General features: G+C 45.0%; 19 protein-coding genes. 9 read left to right on the top strand and 10 right to left on the bottom strand.

Annotated features, from left to right (window positions below; translation table 11 throughout):
- Window positions 1-86: 86 nt before the first annotated feature.
- Complete coding sequence (locus tag F6K57_RS21205; RefSeq protein ID WP_293041116.1) at window positions 87-239, bottom strand: hypothetical protein; 153 nt, start codon at window positions 237-239, stop codon at window positions 87-89.
- Window positions 240-504: 265 nt separating this feature from the next.
- On the opposite strand from F6K57_RS21205, the gene F6K57_RS21200 reads away from it, so the two are divergent.
- A complete protein-coding gene (locus tag F6K57_RS21200) occupies window positions 505-4,080 on the top strand; it encodes an NB-ARC domain-containing protein (protein WP_293070514.1) in 3,576 nt (1,191 codons plus the stop codon).
- A gap of 239 nt (window positions 4,081-4,319) precedes the next feature.
- On the opposite strand, the gene F6K57_RS21195 is transcribed toward F6K57_RS21200, so the two are convergent.
- Both F6K57_RS21195 and F6K57_RS21190 read right to left on the bottom strand, forming a co-directional pair.
- Complete coding sequence (locus F6K57_RS21195; protein WP_293022604.1) at window positions 4,320-4,955, bottom strand: response regulator transcription factor; 636 nt, start codon at window positions 4,953-4,955, stop codon at window positions 4,320-4,322.
- Window positions 4,952-6,196: a sensor histidine kinase gene (locus F6K57_RS21190; RefSeq protein WP_293070512.1), complete on the bottom strand. Its 1,245-nt coding sequence runs from the start codon at window positions 6,194-6,196 to the stop codon at window positions 4,952-4,954. Before F6K57_RS21190 ends, F6K57_RS21195 begins: the two co-directional genes overlap by 4 nt.
- 161 nt (window positions 6,197-6,357) lie before the next feature.
- Between F6K57_RS21190 and F6K57_RS21185 the strand changes: the two genes are divergently transcribed.
- The 6 genes from F6K57_RS21185 to F6K57_RS21160 all read left to right on the top strand — a co-directional run bounded on the left by F6K57_RS21185 (window position 6,358) and on the right by F6K57_RS21160 (window position 11,170).
- Window positions 6,358-8,409, top strand: coding sequence for an alpha/beta fold hydrolase (locus F6K57_RS21185; protein ID WP_293070510.1), 2,052 nt, complete (start codon window positions 6,358-6,360; stop codon window positions 8,407-8,409).
- Between the two features lie 51 nt (window positions 8,410-8,460).
- Window positions 8,461-8,703 carry a hypothetical protein gene (locus tag F6K57_RS21180; RefSeq protein ID WP_075905140.1) on the top strand — a complete coding sequence of 81 codons (243 nt, stop codon included), beginning with the start codon at window positions 8,461-8,463 and terminating at the stop codon, window positions 8,701-8,703.
- A 375-nt stretch (window positions 8,704-9,078) separates the two neighbouring features.
- Window positions 9,079-9,327, top strand: a complete 249-nt coding sequence (locus F6K57_RS21175; protein WP_075905138.1) for a hypothetical protein — start codon at window positions 9,079-9,081, stop codon at window positions 9,325-9,327.
- 201 nt (window positions 9,328-9,528) lie between these two features.
- Window positions 9,529-10,122 carry a DUF4058 family protein gene (locus F6K57_RS21170; RefSeq protein ID WP_293070507.1) on the top strand — a complete coding sequence of 198 codons (594 nt, stop codon included), beginning with the start codon at window positions 9,529-9,531 and terminating at the stop codon, window positions 10,120-10,122.
- Window positions 10,107-10,322 carry a DUF4058 family protein gene (locus tag F6K57_RS21165; protein ID WP_293022621.1) on the top strand — a complete coding sequence of 72 codons (216 nt, stop codon included), beginning with the start codon at window positions 10,107-10,109 and terminating at the stop codon, window positions 10,320-10,322. Before F6K57_RS21170 ends, F6K57_RS21165 begins: the two co-directional genes overlap by 16 nt.
- 245 nt (window positions 10,323-10,567) lie before the next feature.
- On the top strand, window positions 10,568-11,170 hold the full coding sequence (locus F6K57_RS21160) for a Uma2 family endonuclease (RefSeq protein WP_293022624.1): 603 nt from the start codon (window positions 10,568-10,570) through the stop codon (window positions 11,168-11,170).
- Window positions 11,171-11,883: 713 nt separating this feature from the next.
- On the opposite strand, the gene rpiA is transcribed toward F6K57_RS21160, so the two are convergent.
- Together rpiA and F6K57_RS21150 are read right to left on the bottom strand one after the other, a co-directional pair.
- The gene (gene rpiA, locus F6K57_RS21155) at window positions 11,884-12,594 is read right to left on the bottom strand and encodes a ribose-5-phosphate isomerase RpiA (protein WP_293022627.1); all 711 of its coding nucleotides are present in this window, start codon (window positions 12,592-12,594) and stop codon (window positions 11,884-11,886) included.
- Window positions 12,595-13,122: 528 nt separating this feature from the next.
- Window positions 13,123-13,602 (bottom strand): RNA-binding protein, encoded by a 480-nt coding sequence (locus F6K57_RS21150; RefSeq protein ID WP_293022630.1) that lies wholly within the window; start codon window positions 13,600-13,602, stop codon window positions 13,123-13,125.
- Window positions 13,603-13,984: 382 nt separating this feature from the next.
- Between F6K57_RS21150 and F6K57_RS21145 the strand changes: the two genes are divergently transcribed.
- Both F6K57_RS21145 and F6K57_RS21140 read left to right on the top strand, forming a co-directional pair.
- On the top strand, window positions 13,985-15,346 hold the full coding sequence (locus F6K57_RS21145; RefSeq protein WP_293070504.1) for a DUF2157 domain-containing protein: 1,362 nt from the start codon (window positions 13,985-13,987) through the stop codon (window positions 15,344-15,346).
- A gap of 24 nt (window positions 15,347-15,370) precedes the next feature.
- Entirely contained in the window at window positions 15,371-16,039 is a 669-nt protein-coding gene (locus F6K57_RS21140) for a GDYXXLXY domain-containing protein (protein ID WP_293070502.1), read from the top strand.
- Window positions 16,040-16,263: 224 nt separating this feature from the next.
- On the opposite strand, the gene sppA is transcribed toward F6K57_RS21140, so the two are convergent.
- From sppA to F6K57_RS21115, 5 genes are all read right to left on the bottom strand, one after another.
- Window positions 16,264-18,081, bottom strand: coding sequence for a signal peptide peptidase SppA (sppA, locus tag F6K57_RS21135; protein WP_293070500.1), 1,818 nt, complete (start codon window positions 18,079-18,081; stop codon window positions 16,264-16,266).
- Window positions 18,082-18,346: 265 nt separating this feature from the next.
- The gene (gene fni, locus F6K57_RS21130; RefSeq protein WP_293070498.1) at window positions 18,347-19,375 is read right to left on the bottom strand and encodes a type 2 isopentenyl-diphosphate Delta-isomerase; all 1,029 of its coding nucleotides are present in this window, start codon (window positions 19,373-19,375) and stop codon (window positions 18,347-18,349) included.
- 35 nt (window positions 19,376-19,410) lie between these two features.
- Window positions 19,411-19,956 carry a bifunctional pyr operon transcriptional regulator/uracil phosphoribosyltransferase PyrR gene (gene pyrR, locus F6K57_RS21125; RefSeq protein WP_008184410.1) on the bottom strand — a complete coding sequence of 182 codons (546 nt, stop codon included), beginning with the start codon at window positions 19,954-19,956 and terminating at the stop codon, window positions 19,411-19,413.
- A 104-nt stretch (window positions 19,957-20,060) separates the two neighbouring features.
- Complete coding sequence (locus F6K57_RS21120; RefSeq protein WP_293070496.1) at window positions 20,061-21,371, bottom strand: peptidoglycan-binding protein; 1,311 nt, start codon at window positions 21,369-21,371, stop codon at window positions 20,061-20,063.
- An 812-nt stretch (window positions 21,372-22,183) separates the two neighbouring features.
- Window positions 22,184-22,403 (bottom strand): hypothetical protein (locus F6K57_RS21115; protein WP_293070494.1); only part of this gene is annotated, 220 nt, incomplete at its 5' end.

The raw sequence follows: 22,403 nt of genomic DNA, 5'->3' as shown, positions 1-22,403 counted from the left end.
GTCTCAGTTTTTGCCTCAGTTTTTGTCTTAGTAACTGGAACTAAAGTGAGTTATCTGGTTTTTTTTAGAGTAATCTCAGGAATTTCTTAGATTTCCCTCAGGTTGAACTCAACAGGATAACTGATATAGCAAAGGGCACTTCGGATCAGGGAGTCGGGAGTTGGGAGTCGGGAGTCGGGAGTCGGGAGTCGGGAGTCGGGAGTCGGGAACTGTAGCTTTACAACCAGTTCTGCTAGCATAGAATTTAAACAGGTTTGTCTCAGTTTTTGTCTCAGTGGTTTCAGTTATGCTGTGTTTCTGAGATTTTTCTCATTTTTACCTCAGATTCCCTCTTAGTTAACCTTCCCTAACTAATTCCATAACTTTCCATAACATTTATACATTGCGCGGCTTTTTGGTCACCCATAGATTAAAGATTTAGGTATAGTGATGGCTGGATTAGGGATGGTGCCATAGCGATCGACCCCATGGATTGGGGGTTAAGCAAAGCAAGATAGTGGAGTTATGATGAATTCCGTGCGAGCATCTGAATCAGGACTTAAATTAGTAGACCAAGCTAGACGTCAGAAAAGATGGAACAAAACAGCGGTAGCTTGGTATACCAGTGCATTTACCTCTAGGGCAACCTTAAACCGATTTTGGGGGAGACAGTCAATTCGTACTGACACCTTCATTGCCATTTGTCGCGCTGTAGGTCTTGATTGGGAAAAGGTAGTTGAGCCGGATGAGATTGAGATAGATCAGATGGAGCTAACAGCGCTATCGACAACTGCTCTGGCTGGAATTGGACATCTTGATTGGGGTGGAGCTCCAGAACCGAGGAGTTTCTACGGTCGGATGCAGGAACTGAATACTCTACAGGAATGGATTCTACAGGACAACTGCTGCCTGGTGGCACTTCTAGGGATGGGGGGAATTGGCAAAACTACCTTGGCTGTGAAGTTAGCCCATCTGCTACAGGATAAATTTGAGTTTGTGATTTGGCGCAGTCTACGCAATGCTCCGCCCCTAGAGGAAGTCCTGGCAGACATGATTCAATTTCTGTCTGTGCAGCAGGAAACGAATTTACCTTCCTCTGTGGATGGCAAAATTTTGCGATTGATTCAGTATTTACAGACGGCCCGTTGCCTGCTGCTTCTTGATAATACCGAATCGATCCTCGAAAGTGGTTCTCGCACCGGTGGCTATCGAGAGGGATACGCTGGATACGGTGAGCTACTCAGAACTATTGGGGAAACCTCCCACAACAGCTGCCTAGTGATGACCTCCCGGGAGGCACCTCAAGACTTGACCCTTCTGGAGGGGGAAGCCTTACCCGTTCGCTGCTTCCCACTCAAAGGTTTACCAGAAACCCACGGACAGGAAATATTTAAGGAAAAGGGAAATTTTATTGGCGATGACACCCAATGGATGACCCTAATTGAGCGTTATGCGGGAAATCCTTTAGCCTTAAAGATGGTAGCCTGTGCAGTCAGAGACTTTTTTGATAGCAATATTGCTCAGTTTCTGGATTTTTTAAAGGAAGGCTCATTCATTTTTGATGATATTAGGGATTTACTAGATCGGCACTTTCAGCGCCTTACCTCCACAGAAAAGGAACTGATGTACTGGCTAGCTATCAATCGGGAACCCATTTCTCTTGAAGAACTGCAAGAAGACTTTGTCTGCTACCTATGCGCTACGGATATTTTAGAAGCTGTAGGCTCTCTACAACGGCGGTCATTGATTGAGAAAACTTCAACTGGGTTTACCCAACAACCTGTAGTCATGGAATACATGATTAATCGACTCATCAAGCAGATTCCTGAAGAGATTATTAGTCAAAATATCGCTATCTTCCGCACTCACTGCCTAGTCAAAGCCAGCGCCCCTGACTATGTTCGGGATGCTCAAGTCTGTCTGATTATCGAACCGATTATTGAGAAATTACTCTCTAGTTTTGGTTCTACAACACAGCTGGAAAATCATCTCCTGGAAATCCTATCAAGGCTGCGCACCCCGACTCCTGGGGTTAAAAAATCTACTCTCCAGATGGGATATGTCAGTGGTAATACTATTAATTTACTTACTCAATTACAGATTGATTTAAACGGTTATGACTTTTCTGGCCTGACAGTTTGGCAAGCCAACCTACAGGGACTGACATTACATAATGTCAATTTCGCTGGCTGTGACTTGGCTGGCTCAGTGTTTACTGAAACCCTAGGGAATATGTTATCGGCAGCATTTAGTCCAGATGGGAGGATGTTGGCAATCTGTGATACAGATTTTCAGATTCGCCTATGGCATGTGCAAACTGGTAAACTACTGGTAATCTGTGAGGGTCACACTAATTGGGTACGCTCTGTTGCGTTTAGTGGGGATGGTAAAACCTTAGCCAGTGGTAGTGGTGACCATACCGTAAAGTTATGGCAAGTCAGTGATGGCAGGTGCTTACAAACTTGTACTGGACATACTGATGAAGTGTTCTCAGTTGCTTTTAATCCTCAAGGTAATACCCTGATTAGTGGTAGTAGCGACCACACTGTCAGACTCTGGGATGGTGACACGGCTGAATGCCTTAATACCTTTACTGGACATACCGGTTGTGTGAGATCAGTGGCTTTTAGTACTAATGGCAAAACCCTAGCCAGTGGCAGTGATGACCACACTGTCAAACTCTGGGATGCTAGCACTGGTAGTTGGGTTAGAACTTGTACTGGACATACCAGTGGAGTACGCTCAGTTGCTTTTAGCACTGATGGCAAAACCCTAGCTAGTGGCAGTAATGACCACACTGTCAGACTGTGGGATGCTAGCACTGGTAGCTGTGTTAGTACTCACACCGGACATAGTAGTGGAGTCTACTCAGTGGCTTTTAGCACTGACGGCAAAACCCTAGCTACTGGTAGTGGCGACCATACTGTCAGGTTATGGGATTACCATACTGGTATTTGCCTGAAAACCTTGCATGGACATACTAATCAGATCTTTTCTTTGGCGTTTAGCCCTCAAGGTAACACCCTAGTCTGTGTGAGTTTAGATCAAACTGTCAGACTTTGGGATTGGGGCACTGGTCAATGCTTGAAAACTTGGCAGGGAAGTACTGATTGGGTATTTCCAGTGGCTTTCAGTCCTGATGGTAAAACTTTGGCTAGTGGCAGTAACGATAATACAGTCAGACTATGGGATTATCATAGCGATCGCTGTATCAGTATTTTGCACGGACATACTGCTCACGTGTGTTCAGTGGCCTTTAGTAGTGACGGTAAAACCGTAGCTAGTAGCAGTAGAGACGAAACAATCAGGCTGTGGGATATCAAGACGGGAGAATGCTTAAAGATTTTGCACGGACATACTGATTGGATCTATTCGGTCACTTTCAGTGGTGATGGGAAAACCCTAGCCAGTGGCAGTGCTGACCAAACGGTGAGGCTTTGGGATCAGCGTACTGGTCACTGCGTCAGCACTTTGGAAGGACATACTAATCAGATCTGGTCAGTGGCTTTCAGTAGTGATGGTAAAACCTTGGCCAGTAGCAATACAGACCAAACGGTGAGGCTGTGGGATGTCAGCACAGGGGAATGCTTGAAAACGTTACAGGGACATGGTAATCGGGTCAAATCCGTCGCTTTCAGTCCTAAGGATACTATCCTGGCCAGTTGTAGTACAGACGAAACGGTACGCCTCTGGGATTTGAGTACGGGTCAATGCTCTAAACTATTACGCGGACACAACAATTGGGTCTTTTCCGTGGCATTCAGTCCCGATGGCAACACTATCGCTAGCGGCTCTCACGACCAAACTGTCAAGGTGTGGGATGTTTCCACAGGGGAATGCTGCCACACTTGCACCGGACATACCCATCTGGTCTCTTCTGTTGCCTTTAGTGGGGATGGTCAAATTATAGCTAGTGGCTCTCAAGACCAAACCGTGAGGCTTTGGGACACTAAGACGGGCAAGTGCCTGAAAATTCTCAGAGCTCCGAGACTCTACGAAGCCATGAATATCACTGGAGTGACAGGATTAACTGAGGCACAGAAAGCAACTCTGAAACAGTTGGGTGCGATCGCAATCGACAATTTTCGTATTGATAGTTAATTTTGCTGTTCATTTAACGTCCTAATCTATACTTCGATTCCTATAAATGCTGATATTTTTATTTAGAAAATATTTGTAAAAATTTTTGTAAAAACTTCGGAATTATTGCTATTTTTATTACGTCGAAATAAGGGAATAATCCGGTCGATTGGTTCTTGCAGTTTAGTTTTTACCAAAAAAGCTCTGCTATGATGATTTCCCAGATAAAATAGTGATAAAATAGTTTAATCTCATGCACATTAAAGATGCTGATGGGCCCAGAGGGCAGCCTGGGTGCGATCGCGAACATCCAACTCACAGAAAATATTAGTTAGATGATTTTTAATCGTGCCTTCGGTCAGATTAAGGGCGGCTGCAATTTCTCGATTGCTTTTACCTTGTCCCAACAGCTTCAGGATCTCTAGTTCCCGCTGATTGAATTGAGCATGATAATCTGTTTTTTCCCGTTCAGGTTGGGTATTATTCAGTTGAGAAAACACCTTCGGAGCGATGGTAGGACCTAATTGGCTGTATCCCTGATGCAAACTGCGAATGGCCGCTGCCACCTTAGGTGCTGGAGTACTTTTAAGCAAATAGCCCAACGCCCCAGCCTGAAGAGACTGGAACACATAGTCATCATTGTCAAAGGTGGTTAAGACTAGAATCCGAATCCAGGGGTAGCGGGTATGGATTTCTCGGGTTGCTTGCACACCATCGCAGATGGGCATCCGCACATCCATCAAGATAATATCAGGCTGTAACCTCTGGGTGAGGGCAATGGCTTCTTCACCGTGATTGGCTTCACCCACCACCTCGAGATCATCCTCTAGGGACAACAGTGCCGCCAGTCCCTGCCGAAAGATGGGTTGGTCATCAGCCAATAGAAGTCGAATCATCGTGGTATCCTAATCTGAATACAGGTGCCTTGTCCCGGTGTGCTATCTAATTGTATCGATCCACTTATCAGCTGAACTCTCTCCTGCATACCCCTGAGGCCAAAACCCTGGGTGGGTTTAGCAATATCAAAGCCCATACCGTCGTCCTTTAGTTCAAGGATAACCGCATCAGCAGAAGCATATCCCCGGAGGTGAATAACCTGGGCTTGACTGTGTTTGCGGATATTTTCCAATCCTTCCTTAACCACACAGTAAAGCTGATGATTGGTTTGTAACGGCAGCTGGGGCAAATCTATTTTGCTTTTAACCTTTATGGAGGGGTTGGATGTAAAAGATTCCAGCAGCTGTGGCAGCGCCTTATTGAGATCAAAGGTCTCTTCTCGCATGGTGGTCACTGCCCGACGCACTTCTTGTAAGGATTGGCTGGCCAGCAGTTTGGCCGTCTCTAACGCTGGTTGAAGCTGATTAGAGTTTCGTTCGTAGAGTCGTTGTGCTAATTCTAGCTGCACATCAAGGGAGGTCAAAGTATGCCCCAATGAATCATGAATATCGCGAGCAATGCGGGTGCGTTCTAAATCTGCGGCTAGCAATTCAACTTCCTGGGTCAAGGCGATTGCTCGCTGACGACTCCTGTACTCAGCCACCAAGGTTAAACAGAGCAGAATAATCGGTACGCTCAGGGAAATATAGTTCACAAGGTTATTGAGAACAATACCCGCAAGAAATACTTGGGGAGCCTCTTGAAAGGTTTGTAGGTTTTTTTCTAAGCGAGCTTGCTGCTCTGCAATCGGTTTTGAGAGATCAGTTAGTAAATCATTCGTTAACTGCCACGCAAAACCTACATGCCAGGCAATACCGGCTAAAACAACCGTGATGATCACGTCCCGACGACGCAACAGAAAACAGCTTTTGGCGAAGTATAGAAAGAGAAGGAGATCCAGACCTACATGACTAAAGATACGTGTCAGCAACAGACAGGCAATTTCGGCAAAGATATAGGCTCGTCGCTGCCACATGGGGCGACGGATTGGAAAGAAGAAGCTCAGAATGGCCAAAACTCCCAATACGAAGAAGTTTATTAGGTAGTCACCGCCCTTGGCCTCATAGGACAATGATTTATTCAGGATGAAAAACAGCAGTATCAGGGTCACCATCACCAAACATGCCCATTCCACATAACGCAGGATTTTGGGAATTGAAGGATTAATGGTGGAAACCTGAGGAGTTGTCCGAGCTGACATCAGCTTACCTAATGCTTATGACTGCTTCTACAGCTTATGAAACTTATGGATAAATTTCCATGACAAACGTCATGTATCCATATGACCTTTCGCTATAGTCAGTTTGAAATGGCCTGTTTAATATTGAATTATAAGCAACTTTTCAGAGGATACGGTTTATCATGAAACAATTTCAATTTGGTGCAGGTTTGATGATGTCTATTAGTTTGATGGGTTTTAGCCTTGGCAATCCACCGCTACCCCTAACGGCAAAAACTGCTAGCGCTGCTGAGAGTCAGACCGCTGTAGCACCGTTACTTCAGCGGGAACTATTCTTTGGCGATCCAGAGATTACAGGTGCCCAGCTTTCCCCCGACGGTCAGTTTCTGGCCTTTCAAAAACCTCTAGACGGCGTGATCAATGTGTGGGTTAAGGGCATCGATGAACCGATGGAAGCTGCTCGTCCAGTCACGGCTGATGCTGAAAGCCCGATCATGATTTACTTTTGGAGCGCCGATGGTCGTTACATTCTCTACGGCCAGGATAAAGGGGGCAATGAGAATTTTCACATTTATGCGGTTGAAGCTAAATCTTTAGGTGAGACTAGCCCGGTAACCCGCGATTTAACCCCTGTAGAGGGGATTACGGCCATGATCTATAGCGTTCCTAAACGGACTCCGAACCACATCATTATCGGTCTTAACGAACGCAATCCCCAGTTTCATGATGTCTATCGTTTGGATTTGACAACAGGCGAGCGGACGCTGCTGATTCAAAATGACGAGAATATTGCCCTCTGGACAACCGATTTAGACGGTAATGTGCGCATCGGCTATCGCCAAACCCTGGAAGGGGGGCATGAGATTCTGGCGGTGCAAAAAGATGGATTAACACCTGTTTACACCTGTCGAATTGAAGAAACCTGTGTCCCCATTCGCTTTCATAAAGATGGCCAACGGGTGTATCTGATCAGCAATCGGGATGGGAATTTAATGCAGTTAAAGCTGCTTAATCTCGAAAGCCAGCAGAGTCAGGTCGTGGAAGTTGATCCTGAAAACCAGGTGGATTTTGGCCGTGCAGTGTTTTCAGAAGCGACTGATGAGTTGATTGCTACCTCCTATGTTGGCGATCGCATCCGCATCTATCCTCAAAACGACAAGATAGCGGCTGATCTAGCCTTTCTGAAACAACAACTGCCCGACGTTGATATTGTGTTGCAATCCCTTACTATCGATGATCGCTTTGCGTTGATTAGAACCCGGAGCGATGTGAATCCTGGGTCTACTTATCTATTTGATCGTAGTACTCAAACCCTGGAAAAACTCTACGATGATCGGCCAGAGCTGCCCAGGCAACATTTGGCCACCATGCAGCCGATCCGCTATACAGCCCGTGATGGTCTAGAGATTCCAGCCTATCTGACCCTGCCCCAGGGGGTAAACCCAGTCAAGCTACCGGTGATTGTCATGCCCCACGGTGGACCTTGGGGACGAGATATGTGGGGGTACAGGCCGTTTACCCAGTTTCTCGCTAATCGTGGCTACGCCGTTCTCCAACCCAACTTTCGAGGGTCCACTGGCTATGGTAAAGCCTTTCTCAATGCCGGTAACAACGAATGGGGCACGGGTGCAATGCAGCATGACCTGACGGATGGCGTGCAGTATCTGATTGATGCAGGGATTGCCGATCCCGAGCGTGTGGGAATTTTTGGTGGCTCCTATGGAGGCTATGCCACCCTAGCTGGTTTGGCATTTACACCAGATATCTATGCCGTTGGCGTATCCAATGTGGGGCCATCGAACCTGATTACCTTGCTCAAGTCAATTCCCCCCTATTGGGAATCGATGAAGGCTACCTTTGCTCTGCGGCTGGGAGATCCAGATGATCCGAGCGATCGCACCCGTCTAGAAGCCCAGTCACCCCTGTTTTCCGCCGACCAAATTCAGGCCCCGCTGATGGTGGTTCAGGGAGCCAACGATCCCCGAGTTAAGCAAGCGGAGTCAGACCAAATTGTGGCCGCATTACGAGATTTAGGCCGACCCGTGGAATATCTGATTGCCCCGGATGAAGGCCATGGTTTCCGTAAGGAGATCAACTCACTGGCCATGACAGCTGCATTAGAGAAGTTTTTAGCTGAACATTTAGGCGGACGTTACCAGGCTGAGATGTCTTCAGAGGTACAGGCTCAACTAGACAAATTAACTGTTGATATTGACACTGTCACAGTTAATTAATCCGGTGAGCCTGAGATTGTTGAACTTGACCCAGCAATTTACAACCGCTATTTGGGAACCTACCAATTACTCCCTAATATGGAGATCGCTATTCGAGTCGAGGAACAACAACTACTCGCCCAAGCCACAGGGCAGGAAGCGTTTACCCTTTACCCTGTTTCAGAAAGTGACAGCTCCCACACTGACTCTTTGAGTTCAGTGTGGGCTTCCCAGCCAATCCAGCTATTGCTTAGGAGGCGCTGGGCTTTAAGAACGGACTGCCCTGCCGCTCTGTTTTTTTGGTCTTTTGTTTAATAATGTTTGACCAACTTTCCAGCATTTATGGCCTTTGGCCACGCTACGCGAACGGCTTTGAAAGTCAGTATTATGAGTATAACACATCGATTGGTCTTTTGTGAAAGACTCTGTGGAAAATTTATCCCACATCTCAATGCGCAGCATGAGTGTGGGATGAATTTTGCCAGAAACTAAATTCTTGGCTCAGGTTGCAGATATCACGATTCAATTCAATTTCTCAGCAGATGAAACGGTTAACGGACTAACACTTTATCAAGCGGGTCAGGAATTGATTGCATCCAAGGTGAATTAATTTAATAGATTGAGATTGGGGGCACACTGCTGTGTGTCCCGTGCAAAATTGCTAACGATACTAACGAGGAGCCTCTAGTTATGGAAACAGAAACGACTCAACCTACTGCAAGACAAGTATTAACTCAGGCGGCAGCAGGTGCGGCTGCCGGATTACTGGTGGGCATCGCTATCATGTCTATCTATCGATGGCTTTGGCATGTAGAGATATCTTTGAATACAATAATGCTTTTAAGCATAGGCTTCTCCATTTACTGTGGAGTTTTATCAGCTTGGCTAGGGAAAAGATTCTGGAATTTACTCGGTACCTTTCTCAGCCATATCAGCTGATAGTTGGTTTGGGGCAAGGCCCCCTTAGAGCTGATTCGTCAAGTAAATCTTAAGAAGTCTGAAAGCCTTGCTATGATTGTCTTTTCGGTATTAAATAGTTCAATTGTTCTATTTTAGCGCAAGCCTTATCCTACAAGGTTTAGTGCGAGTTTACGAATCAGCTCTAAGGAAGTATGTTTACAACTCAAATCAAAATGCTATATGACTAACCCATTTCCAGGGATGAATCCCTACCTCGAACAACCGGAATATTGGTCGGATTTCCACAACCAATTGGTGGCGGCTTTGGCTAGAGCATTAATTCCGAAACTGCTACCTAAATATCGGGTAGTTACCGATAAGTGGGTTTATAAGATTGCTGGCTCAACCAAGATTGCCATTGGTAGACCCGATGTTACGGTTCAACAAAGCCGAGATGCTTCAGCTGCAATGGCTACAGCAGTTGCGGTATCTGAACCGTTAGTTCAACCGATTAAGGTAGCTGTTCCTTTACGAGAAGAAGTCCGACAATCCTACATCGAGGTTAAAGATGTAGCCACTAAGGAAGTGGTGACAGCGATTGAAGTTATCTCTCCTGCCAATAAACGAGGAGAAGGGCGTCAGAAATACGAAGCCAAACGGCAGCAGATATTCGAGAGTATGACTCATTTGGTCGAAATTGACCTGTTGCGAGATGGAGAACCCCTGCCTGTTTCTAACACCAGTAATCTGAGTCATTATCGGATTTTAGTCAGTCGTTCTAATACCCGTCCCACGGCTGACTTGTACCTTTTTAATTTATGCGATTGGCCGTAGGCCACGCCAAAGGCGATCGCATTCCCTCTTTTCGGCTTCCCCTTCTTCCTGGGGATACCGAACCAATGGTAGAATTACAGACATTAGTGGATGAGCTTTATGACCAGTTAGGCTACGACTATTTTATTGACTATAGCAGCAATCCGCCATTCCCTTGGTCGGAGGATGATGTGGCATCTTGGGCAGGAGATCGTCGATAAAATTTTTGAATCAGGACAAGAATGAACAGCAAGATAAATGTTCGCAGATTGCCCAACCTTTGTTTTCCCTGCTCAATTATCCATTAAGCGATTGGCCGTAGGCCACGCCAAAGGCGATGAAGCTAAGCTTCCGCTAAAAGCGAACGCGACTTAGATAAACTCCCCATAATCCCAGTAAAATTAACCGACGTGAGTTCTTTATCTTCTGCTCTCTCGTTATATCTCAATTCCAAGGATTAACGGTTATGTCAAGTCAACTAGAACCCCTACTAAAGCTAATAGTTCCACAATCTTTGGACCTCAACGTCAGTCACCAACAGTTTGAACAATTAGCTAATGCTAACCGAGACCTGAGATTAGAAAGAACTGCTGAGGGAAAATTGATTGTGAATCCACCAACAGGATGGGAAACCGGTAAAAGAAATCTAAGTATTAGCAGGCAATTGGGCAATTGGTATGAGGAAAACCCGGAACAAGGAGAAGCATTTGACTCATCTACCGGATTTGAACTTCCCAATGGCTCCAATCGTTCCCCTGATAGCTCTTGGGTGTCACGTAACCGCTGGGATGCACTGACAGAGGAACAAAAACAAACTTTCCCTAAAGTCTGTCCTGATTTCGTAATTGAGTTGCGATCAAAGTCTGACAGTCTCAAGGAGCTACAGGCAAAAATGCAAGAGTATATTGACAATGGCTTGCGCTTGGGGTGGCTGATTGACCCTCAGAATCGACGGGTTGAAATTTATCGCTCAGGACAAAAAACTGAGGTTATAGATAATCCCAAAGAGTTATCTGGAGAAGCAGTGCTTCCCGGTTTCAAACTTAAATTACAAGGTATTGTAAACTGATTCCCAGGGTAAACCCATCCTACGTTTAACAGCAACTAGAAGATGCTGATAAATTCGTTATTCTCCTGCTCCAAGTTAAGGACAATTCAGCTATCAGCTAATGCGCTACGCGCACGCGTGCGCGTTCAGCTTTTGAATAAAAGAGGTAAGCATTCGTTTAATACTGAGTTAAATCCCAGCGTCGTTCGCACAGCGTGGCCAAACGCGCCCCGCGTGGCCAAAGGCCAAGGCCAAAGCCTGTGCCACACGCGAACGATGTTTTTTTTGAAGCTGAACGCGCACGCGTGAGCTTTTAGCTCACCGCTGTTCGCGTAGCTTGGCCAAAGGCCTTTCGCTGAGGGCTGACCGCTGAGGGCTGACCGCTTACGAATTCTTGATAAATTCTTGATTTTCCGGGATTAGCCTTTGTAGCAGGTTAAGGTAGTAAAGAAGCAGTTAGGAGAGTTTACGATTATGGAATCCCATGATTTTTTGATGTTAGTTCTGTTACTAAGTCCTGGTATGTTGCTTTCAGCAGTGATCATGCTCACCTTTGCCGCTGGTGGCTAAGCTCGACAAAGTCTAATCAACTATTCTCTACCTGGAAAATTAATCAAGCCGTGGGACATACACTTAATTGCCTTGGCTTGGGAGAAATATCTGAGTATTTCTATCAAGAGTATTTCTATCAAGCAAGAATCCCACGGCACTTTCAAGCTTTAGTGCTGGACGTGTTACATTTCCCGAATCACGGTCTGACCATCCTTAACTTCTCCAACTAGAACCAGATCCGTAACCCCAACAAATAAACCATTTTCCAGAACACCAGGAATATTATTGATAGTTTTTTCTAGCTCAGCTGGGTTATCAATGGCATCAAATTTGACATCAACGACCATATTTCCCTGATCTGTAATCACTGGTCCAGCTTTTTTGACCCCCATGCGCAGTTCCGGTTTACCCCCTAGCTTTTCAATGGCATTCATAACTGGTGTAATTGCCATCGGGATAACTTCTACAGGTAATAGGAAGGTAGACCCCAAGCGGTCAACTATTTTAGTGCTATCCACCACTACGATAAATTGTTTGGCCAGGGAATCTACAATTTTCTCACGGGTGTGGGCAGCGCCACCCCCCTTAATCAAATTTTTCTGGGGATCGACTTCGTCAGCACCATCAATCGCTACATCTATGTGATCAACCGCATCAAGGGTAGTCAAGGGAATACCGTACTGTTTCGCCAAGACTTCTGCCTGGAAAGAGGTGGGGATCCCTACAATATCCTTAATCTCTCCAGAGTTTAAGCGATCGCCTAAAAACTGAATTGCATAGGCAGTCGTTGAACCAGTGCCTAGCCCCACAATCATTCCCGACTGCACCCGCTTGGCAGCTGCTTTGCCAACTTCCTGTTTCATTAACTTAATGGGGTCAATTTCTGCACTCATAACAACGTTAGTGATTAGTGGTTAGTGGTTAGTGGTTAAAACGTAAGTTTTAATTCACAACTCACAATTTTAAATCGATCGGGTAACAGACGATGCAAAATTACCTGAGCTTGCCAGACTTTCCACCATCAGCGTTAAGCTAATAGGTAGTTGGTACTGCGCACACAAAATTAACAGCTATCTATCAAGCTCAATAGCTTACTGTTTCGTTAGCTTTAATTTCTTTGGTATTGGTAAGCTATCCTGATCTGGCTTAAGACACCATAAACCTATCGGGATTTGCCACTGATCATCAACCAAAAAAAAGAAAAGACTCTCTGTCTGGCAGAATGAGTCAGATATCGATATTAAAGTAGCACTATCAGCAGACTGGTCAAACCCAATCTGAGGTGATTAGATCTTTTATTTAAAAATTGCGTGGAAAGCCTGAAGCTTTACAGAGGAATAAGCCCACGCCTCCCTGACGGGTAGGACGTAGGGCTAATCTTGCCAGAATTGGTAATGGAAATCAGTTAGATTTATCCCAACTTAAGAGTTAGTAGTTTGAGCCGATAACAGTTCTTTCAGCTTCGCCAATTCATTAGCCCAACGGGGATCGGGTTGAATTCCAGCGGGGTCAGATGTAGTCTGTTGCTGCTTACGCTTAGACTTATTCTTGTTGTTGTTACGGCGAGGGGGAGGAGTGTTGTTGGCAGATGGGGTTGATTCCTGATTGGGTTTTTCTTTCTCCTTAGATGCTTCTTTGTCTTGATTCTTGGATCGTGGCAGGGCTTTTTCAATTTTCAAGGTAGTATCCTTGAACATATGACCATTGAACTTTTCAATGAATTGATCAGCCTCCTCATCCGTTGCCACCGTGACGAAGCCGAAGCCCCGACATTTACCAGTTTTACGATCTTTAATCACTTTTGTGCTAAAGTTTTCACCGGCTTCAGCAAAAATAGCTTGCAGCTCATCACGGTTTACTTCTTCTTTAGGTAAGTTACCTATGTACAGACGAATAGACATTTAGAGATACCTCCGGGCGATAACAAAAAAAAGAAAAAATTGTTGACAGCAGTCACTAGGGTGGATAAAGATAAATTTGAGCGACGAAAACTTGCCACGTCTAGACAATCTTCTGACGTACCTTACCAACCTCAACTGAATAGACGGATGCAGTAAAATCAAAACTCCTATATACCACATGTTCGGAGCTACTACGACCCACTCGTTGACCTCTGGTTTACCATTAGCTCCGATTCTAGTTAACAGTTTTTTACTTACTCTTATCTAATTATTACAGAATGTTTACACCATATCATGGACATAATCAAACATTCAGTCGGTTAGTGATTATAACATTGTATATTCCCAGAGGAAAGTCTTAAGCTCTAAAATATAGGTTGTGATGCCTTCCGATAAATTTCGTCACCAGTTACGTCAAGAAGCACAACAATGGCAAACAGAAGGGTTGATTGATGCTGGCCTATACGCTCAATTAGCGGAACGCTATCAATTTAGTGACCTGGAAGTAGCGGCCCGTAATCGATTCGTCGTAATTTTGCTAGTTCTAGGCAGTCTTCTCTTAGGCTTGGCCATGATCACCTTTGTGGCAGCCAACTGGCAAGCCTGGTCTCGGTGGTTGAAAGTGACCTTGCTTCTGAGTGTCTTCTTCGGGATCAACATTGCTGGCTTCTATCTATGGCGAGACCCAACCCAAGGTAGGCATTGCCGTTTGGGACAAGGTTTATTACTTTTAGGAGCCCTGACTTTAGGAGCCAATATAGCACTGATGTCCCAAATGTTCCACCAAAGTGGACCACTCTATCAGTTATACCTGATTTGGGGATTAGGAGTCTTAGCCATGGCTTATAGCCTACGCTTGACCCTATTAGGGATGCTGGCAATGGTCTTGATTGGATTAGGGTATGTGCAAGGAATGTCCCAGCCAGAATTTCTGGCAATCACAGAGTTGTCTTGGCTAAGGCTAATCATACAACATATGCCAGTGTTTGCGGGTTTACTGTTTATTCCCCTGGCTTACTGGTGCCGTTCACGATGGATGTTTCGCTTAAGTGCGATCGCAGTAGTTGCTGCCCTGGAATGGAACTTGATCAACTTCGAGCTATGGCCTTATCCCGGTTGGATTGCTGCGATCGCATGCGCTCTACCACCAGCCTTGTTATGGTCATACGGGGGTTTCCTGGGAAGAATTCAGCCCAACCTCCAGGAATTTAATAGCACAGCCCGCACCCTTGGTATCACCTTCCTCAGCCTATCATTTTATTTTTTGTCTTTCCACGTGTTATGGGATAGTTCACCATCAGTCAAACCGCTAGTTGACGTCACCTCAATACTCCTGGAACCTGCTGTGATTGATAGTGTCATTTTAGGTAGCTTCACGATCTGGGCGTGGATAAAACTGTTGCGTCGAATGGACTCAACAACTAAGGTTGTGGCTATTATGATTGTGATCAGCGCCCTAGTTCCCTATTGGCATCTCAGTATTGGTATTCTACCCATCATAGCGGTATTCATCTTCAATGTGCTTTTATTCCTAATCGACATCGGTTTAATCCGCGCCGGACTAGCAGAGGGGAAACGAGGTTTATTCTGGGGTGGCATGGTGCTACTGACGCTGCAAATTTTGACCCGGATGCTGGAGTACGATACTGGTTTATTAGTCAAATCCATAGTCTTATTCCTCTGTGGGCTAGGTATTATTGGTGCTGGACTATGGTTTGAGCGCTATTTGAAGTCTGAATTATGACTTATGACTTATGACTTATGACCTATGAGCATTAATTCTGAGTATTACCGTCCTATACCAAGCTGGCGATTCTGGGTACCTCTTTTATTTCAAACCGCACTAATTATTACTGTTCCCACCCAGGCAATTTACACTACACTGACTGGAAAAACTGTCATCCTTCAGACAGCGCCAGTAGACCCTTATGAACTTTTGCGAGGCTATTCCCAAACTCTAAGATACTATATCTCTAATCAGGATAACTTGCGCAATCTTCCTGGCTGGCAAAAATTGCCCAAGCAACAACCTAATGGCAACAAGGTAACCTTTATCAAGCCTGGTACCCGTTTTTACGTAATTTTAGAAGCACCAGACTCATCCAACTCAACTAAACTACCAATAGCCTGGAAACCAGTAAGCTTAAGTGCCCAATTTCCTTCGCGACTACCAGCTAATCAGATTCCTATCAAAGGTGTTGCTAACTATGGTTCGATTGAGTACGGATTGGAAACTTACTATATGCCAGAAGACCAACGGGAACAAATTAATGAAGAATTAAATAGTGCTAGGCAAGAGAACTCTAACCTACCGATATCACCACCACCAATTGTGATGGAAATTAAGGTGGATGCTCAAGGTAATGCTTTACCAATCGGAATCTGGGCACTGGTAAGTAAGGATTCTCAACAGCAGATTCGCAAGTATCGGTTTTAAGAGGGAATCGGGAATCGGGAATCGGGAATCGGGAATCGGGAATCGGGAACGGGGCAAATAGTGTAATTTACATTTAACGGTACCCTTCACCGAAAGCCAAAGGCGAACAACCTTTTTGAATTAAGAATGTAGAATTACAAATTCTTAATTCTTAATTCTTAATTCTTAATTCTTCATTCTGACAGACAACCTTGGCCAAAAGGCCACGCGTGCGCGTTCAACCCTTAGTCAATCCGCCAGTTAAACGGCAAAATAGAATAAATCCCCTTCGGGTCATTGAAGCTTGTGAAAATTGCCAAATCCTGTTTTAGCTTCAGCAACTCTGTAGTTAGTGGCTCAGGTAATTGTCGGCTTGTGACCCTAACATCATTAGTCAGTGTCTCCAGAATCCTTTCCTCGAAACTAGGAATTTTTGGATACTCTTCTACTTTCCAATCATCCTTTAACTTAGCTTGCTTAGCGGCATACTTAATAGCATCATTAATACCCCCAATCTCATCAACTAAACCTATCTGCTTGGCGTCTATACCTGACCAAACCCGTCCCTGAGCAATATCTTTCACCTTGCCCTTAGGCAATTTACGTGACTCTGCTACTTTGTCAATGAACTGGTCATAAATCTGATTAACCATGGTTTGGTAGATTGCTAACTCTTGGTCTGTTTTGGGACGGACAGTACTTTGAATATCGGCTAAAGAAGCTGTTTGTACAATATCCCACGTCAGACCATTGTTGTTAGCTAATTCTTGAATATTAAAAAGTACACCAAAGACACCAATAGAACCAGTGATAGTATTTGGCTCAGCAAAAATTCGGTCGCTATAGGTAGAAATCCAGTAGCCACCAGAAGCTGCCACATTGCCCATAGACACAATCACTGGCTTTTCCTCACGGATCAGCCGCACTTCCCGTTGAATAATCTCAGAGGCTGTAGCACTGCCACCAGGACTATTAACCCTTAGCACTACTGCTTTAATATCTTTATCCAGCCGTAGCTCGCGCAGCTGTTTAGCAAAGCGTTTACCCCCCACTTGCTCAAGGTTTCCTTGACCGTCAACAATGCTACCCTCAGCATAAACTACGGCAATTTTATGCTTAGACTTGCGATTTTTAGAGTAAGGACTTTTCGCTCTAGCGTAAGTAGCCAGCTTAATTTTCCGGAACGATTTATCCTTTTCTTTTTCTCCAGTAAGCTCCTTGAGGGTAGCAATCACCTCATCGAAGTATCCAACTTGATCCACCAAACCTTGAGTTTTGGCCTCTGATGCGATCAACATCCCTTTAGTATTAGCGATCGCTTGCAAGGTCTTGGGAGTAATCTCACGACTTTTCCCCACTGCTGTCAAAAATTCATCCCAAATATCATCTAACAATTCTCGAGTCTGTTCCCGACTTTCAGGACTCAGCTGTTTGAGCAAGAACGGTTCAACTGCGGACTTGTATTTGCCAACTCGAACCACCTGAACACCAATACCATACTTCTGGAGAGCTCCGGTCAGAAAAAGTTGGGAAGAGTTCAAGCCATTGATTTCCACAACTCCCATCGGGTTAAGAATTATCGTATCCGCAACCGAGCTAAGATAGTATTCCCGTTCTCCCAAATCTACGTCATAGGCAATAATTTTTTTTCCAGCAGCTCGGAAACGCTCCAGAGCCTCCCTTACCTCCTTGAGATTTGCTAACCCAGTGTTGCCAACAGTTTTAGATGCAGCTCCATCCAGGTAGAGGGCAACAATGCGTTTATCCTTAGTTGCCTTATCCAGAGTATCGAGCACTTTGCGCAAAGGGATGATATTGCTTTCTTGACCCGATAACACCTCTTCAATCACTTCACTAGTGCTTGAGGTAGGATTGGTATCGCTGATATTGACCGATAAATCAAACACCAGCACTGATTTATCTTGAACCTGTGGCCCTGTATCTTTGGATGCCACTGCAATCAGTAGAAACAGGAATCCACTAGTAGCTAAACTAAAAAATAGAATTAAACCGGCAAGACTTCCTACTAGGCTGGCAAATGTTTGTTGAATAAATTGACGCATTTGGTAAAGGATTAAGGATTAAGGATTAAGGATTAAGGATTAAGGATTAAGCATAAAGAATGAATGATTAAGCATAAAGGATTAAGGATTAAGGATTAAGGATTAAGGATTAAGCATCAAGGATTAAGGATTAAGGATTAAGGATTAAGGATTAAGGGCGATTCCCGATTCCCGATTCCCGATTCCCGATTCCCTATTCTCTATTCCCGATTCCCGATTCCCGATTCCCGATTCCCGATTCCCGATTCCCTACTCCCTATTACCACTATCCTAACTTTTTCAAAGCGTTGGATTGCTTGAGATCAGACAAGGTAGCATTACCGGTGCAGAATAGAGCAGTAGTGATTTCTGCCATCAACAGTTGCACTAAGGCATCAACGGCATCTACTGACTCAGCTGCTGCTTGGAGGAATGGTAATGCTAGACCAGCAATATCGGCTCCTAATGCGATCGCTTTTGCCACATCCAAACCATTGCGCAATCCCCCAGATGCAATTAGGGGAATGTTGGGGGCAATGGCTCGAATACTGGTAATGCACTCAGCGGTTGGTAAACCCCAGTCACCAAAGGTCTGTCCTAACCGACGCTGATGAGCGGTTAATCCTCGCTCACTTTCTACCTTTGCCCAAGACGTGCCCCCCGCACCAGCAACATCAATAGCGGTAACACCAGCCTCCAGCAACTTCTGGGCCATAGCCGCTGAGATGCCATTACCCACTTCTTTAGCAATCACTGGTACCGTCAACTTACTGCATAAACCATTAATTTTGTCAAGTAAACCCTTGAAATTAGTATCCCCGTTATCTTGAATGCACTCCTGCAAGGGATTGATGTGCAAAATCAGCCCATCTGCTGTTAACAGGTCAACCACCTTTTGGCATTCTTCTAGTCCATAACTGTAGTTAAGCTGAACCGCACCGATGTTGGCAAATAGAAGAATATCCGGAGCTTGGGAGCGCACCGCAAAGGTATGACCAACCTCGGGTTTTTCCACAGCTACTCGCTGAGAACCAACCCCCATGGCTAGTTTGTAATGTTGGGCAACCTCAGCCAGACGAAAATTAATCGTTTTTGCCTGTTCAGTACCACCAGTCATAGAAGAAATCAACAATGGTGCTCCCAAGGATTTCCCCAGAAATGTGGTAGATATGTCAATCTCACTGCGGTTTAGTTCTGGTAAGCAACAGTGAGTGAAGCGGTACCTCTCAAGTCCATTGGTATTGGCACGAAATTGAACATCTTCATCCAGACAAATCCTGATGTGGTCGGCCTTTCGCTGTTGGGTTTGGGTCATAATTATTTGGAAAATAAGAGCAATCTGATCACGATTCAGGCGCTAATTACTTTAATTAATTCCACTCCATCCCGACCATCATTATCGTTTAGATAAACCTTTACCTGTTCTTCGGCGGATGTGGGGAGTAGTTTGCCCGTAAAATCTGGACTAATCGGCAGTTCCCGATGTCCTCGGTCTACTAGCACTAATAATTTAATCGTTTGGGGTCTACCATACTCAAGCACCGCATTTAGAGCAGCACGAATGGTACGTCCTCTATAAATGACATCATCCACCAACACCACTATCTTACGATCAAGATCGAAGGGAATATCTGTTTTTGCTGGGGTGCGAATGCCAATTCGATCGAGATCATCCCGATAAAAGGTGATATCCAACGCTCCCACTGGCACACTGACCTGCTCTAGGGTTTCAATCTGACGTCCTAGCAACTGAGCTAAAGGAACACCTCTGGTATATATACCCACCAGTGCTAGTTTGGACAAATCACTCACTTGTTCGATCACTTGAGATGCCAAACGATTTACTGTACGGCGCAGTTCTTCAGCTGATAGGATTTCAATGGTTTGAGTAGGCATCCTGGTTCATACAAAATTTCAGCAGGATACCCCGCCCACACAAATAGCGAGTTAGGCGGGGAAGGGGCTTTCAAGGTTTTGATATTATACCAGACGAACACCTATCACCGTGGAGCAAGAGATGAAAAGGTCTTAGCATCAGCGATTCCACTGGGTAATAAGCCTTTGTCCCGTTGATATCGCTTCAGGGCTGCCTCTGTGGCTGGTCCAAATACGCCATCTTTTAGTCCTTTATAGTAGCCTAGGTAAATCAAGCGATTCTGAAGGCTATTCACTCTTGTGCCACTACTACCTCGTTTTAATGGAGTAATGATGCTAGCAGCAACGGCAATTCCAGAAGAATTGCCCCGTAGTGCTGATAAGGTACGAGAGTCAGCAATGCCATTTGCTGGCAGTTCCCGAGAAAGCTGATACTCTTTGACTGCAGTCTCAGTTAACTTACCATAGTATCCTGTTACTGGCCCTTTGTAGAATCCCAACTCTGTGAGGCGATTTTGCAGTTGTTTCACCGATTCGCCATTGCTGCCTGGTCGCAACTCAGTGACGTTGGGAATAATATCCTTATCATTAGGATTTTTGGCTAAGTCTGACAAAGTGCGAGAGTCAGCAATACCAGTCACTGGTAGTCCCCTCAAGCGCTGAAATTTTATGACCCCTGCTTCAGTTAAACGACCGTAGAATCCCGTTACTGGACCGTTGTAGACTTTCAACTCCCTCATCCGCTGTTGCAGTTTGGTCACAGCAGTTCCTCTGTTACCTCGCCGTAACTCAGTGGCGTTTTTGATCGAACCACCATTGATTACGAACAATGTGTTTGGTCCAGCAACGCCATCCGCGCGTAATCCCTTGGCTCGCTGAAATTTAATTACCGCTGCTTGGGTCATGCGCCCGTAATAGCCAGTGATCGGACCATTAAAAAATCCCAAGGATGTCAACTTCTTTTGCAGATCGCTGACTACCTTTCCTCTACTACCGCGTTTGAGCTGTGTGTTTGTTGGTAGACGAATATCAGTACCAGCAGTTTTATATAAAGCTGCTAGGGTTTTTGGTCCAGCCACACCATCTATTGGTAGTCCCTTCTTTTGCTGAAAGATAGCAACATAAGACTGGGTTAACATGTCATAGTTGCCAGTAATCCGACCTTTATAAAAGCCAGCCGCTGCCAACTCTTTCTGAAGAGAAGTCACCTGTGATCCACGGCTGCCTTTTTGAAGCACTTTAGCACTGGCATGAGCAGCGGTACTGAGAATGGTTAGGGCAATTGCGATCGCACTAATCTTGATCCAAGCTGAACTAGGAATAGTGGGACTGTTTAGCCCATCCAACCATCGAATTAAACCATTATCATCTTGCCACGGAAAATTCTCCGCGTCTTCATAGGACTCGGCAAGATTAACGCAGACTAAGCTTTCCATCGCTTTCCTACCAAATTTTTTTGTATGATAGCCAGTTCTCTAGCAATATTTGTATTGTGTTCTTGACACTACCATTTTAATGGACATTACTCTTGTCCACGTCATCCCTAGTTACCTTCATAGGTCATAACTGCTCAACCGATCATCCCTTCACCGGATCACCCCTTTACCCGATCACTCCTTCACCAATTCCCAGGTAATATCTTTGATCCCAACAATGAGCAATCTTTGAGGAGCAATCTTTTAGCAATCTTTCCGGATGTAGTCAATTTCAGGCTGGATTTAAGAGTTATAACGGATGTGGTAAAGGTAAATCTGCTCGATAATTACCCTCAAAAGGTAAATCTCCTGGATATTGCCCCCAGCTGACTGCTGGGGGTTTTTATTGTGTTCGGCGCTCTACAGTAATGCGATCGCCTCAGAAGTGTTGAACAGGGAATAGGTAATAGGTAATAGGTAATAGGGAATAGGGAATAGGGAATAGGGAATAGGTAAGAAGTAGTTTTCGAGGCTTAAGAGTATCGTTAACTACATTTTTGAGCCTGGTCTTGATGCAGCCGTGAGCGACTGCATCAAGACCGGAAGAGAAAAGCCAAGTTTTACAAAGCTTTTAGGAATTTATCCCTCACCATTATTTGTAAATACCCGCGCGCGTATTGCTATAGAGCAACGCGACTCTCTAGATTAATTCCAAAGGGGATGACCATGCCTAATTGTTGTTGGCCCATCCTCAAGTCATATATTCTGAGCCTCTTCAGTTTTTTGAGCCCAACCATGAAATCTTTCCGGAGCTAGTCAATTTCCTGCTGGATTTAATTATAACGGATGTAGTAAAGATAAATCTCCTGGATAATTGCCCCCAGCTGACTGCTGGGGGTTTTTATTGTGTTCGGCGCTCTACAGTGATGCGATCGCGGATCATCACTGTGGCAAAACCGCCCCTGAGCAACGCGACTCTCTAGATTAATTCCAAAGGGGATGACCATGCCTAATTTTTGTTTGCCCATCCTCAAGTCATATCTTCTGAGTTTC

It is taken from the genome of Moorena sp. SIO4A5 (genome assembly GCF_010672005.1).
Taxonomy (GTDB): Bacteria; Cyanobacteriota; Cyanobacteriia; order Cyanobacteriales; family Coleofasciculaceae; genus Moorena.
Note: the sequence above shows the minus strand (reverse complement) of the source record. Positions and strands in the feature narration are given on the sequence as shown.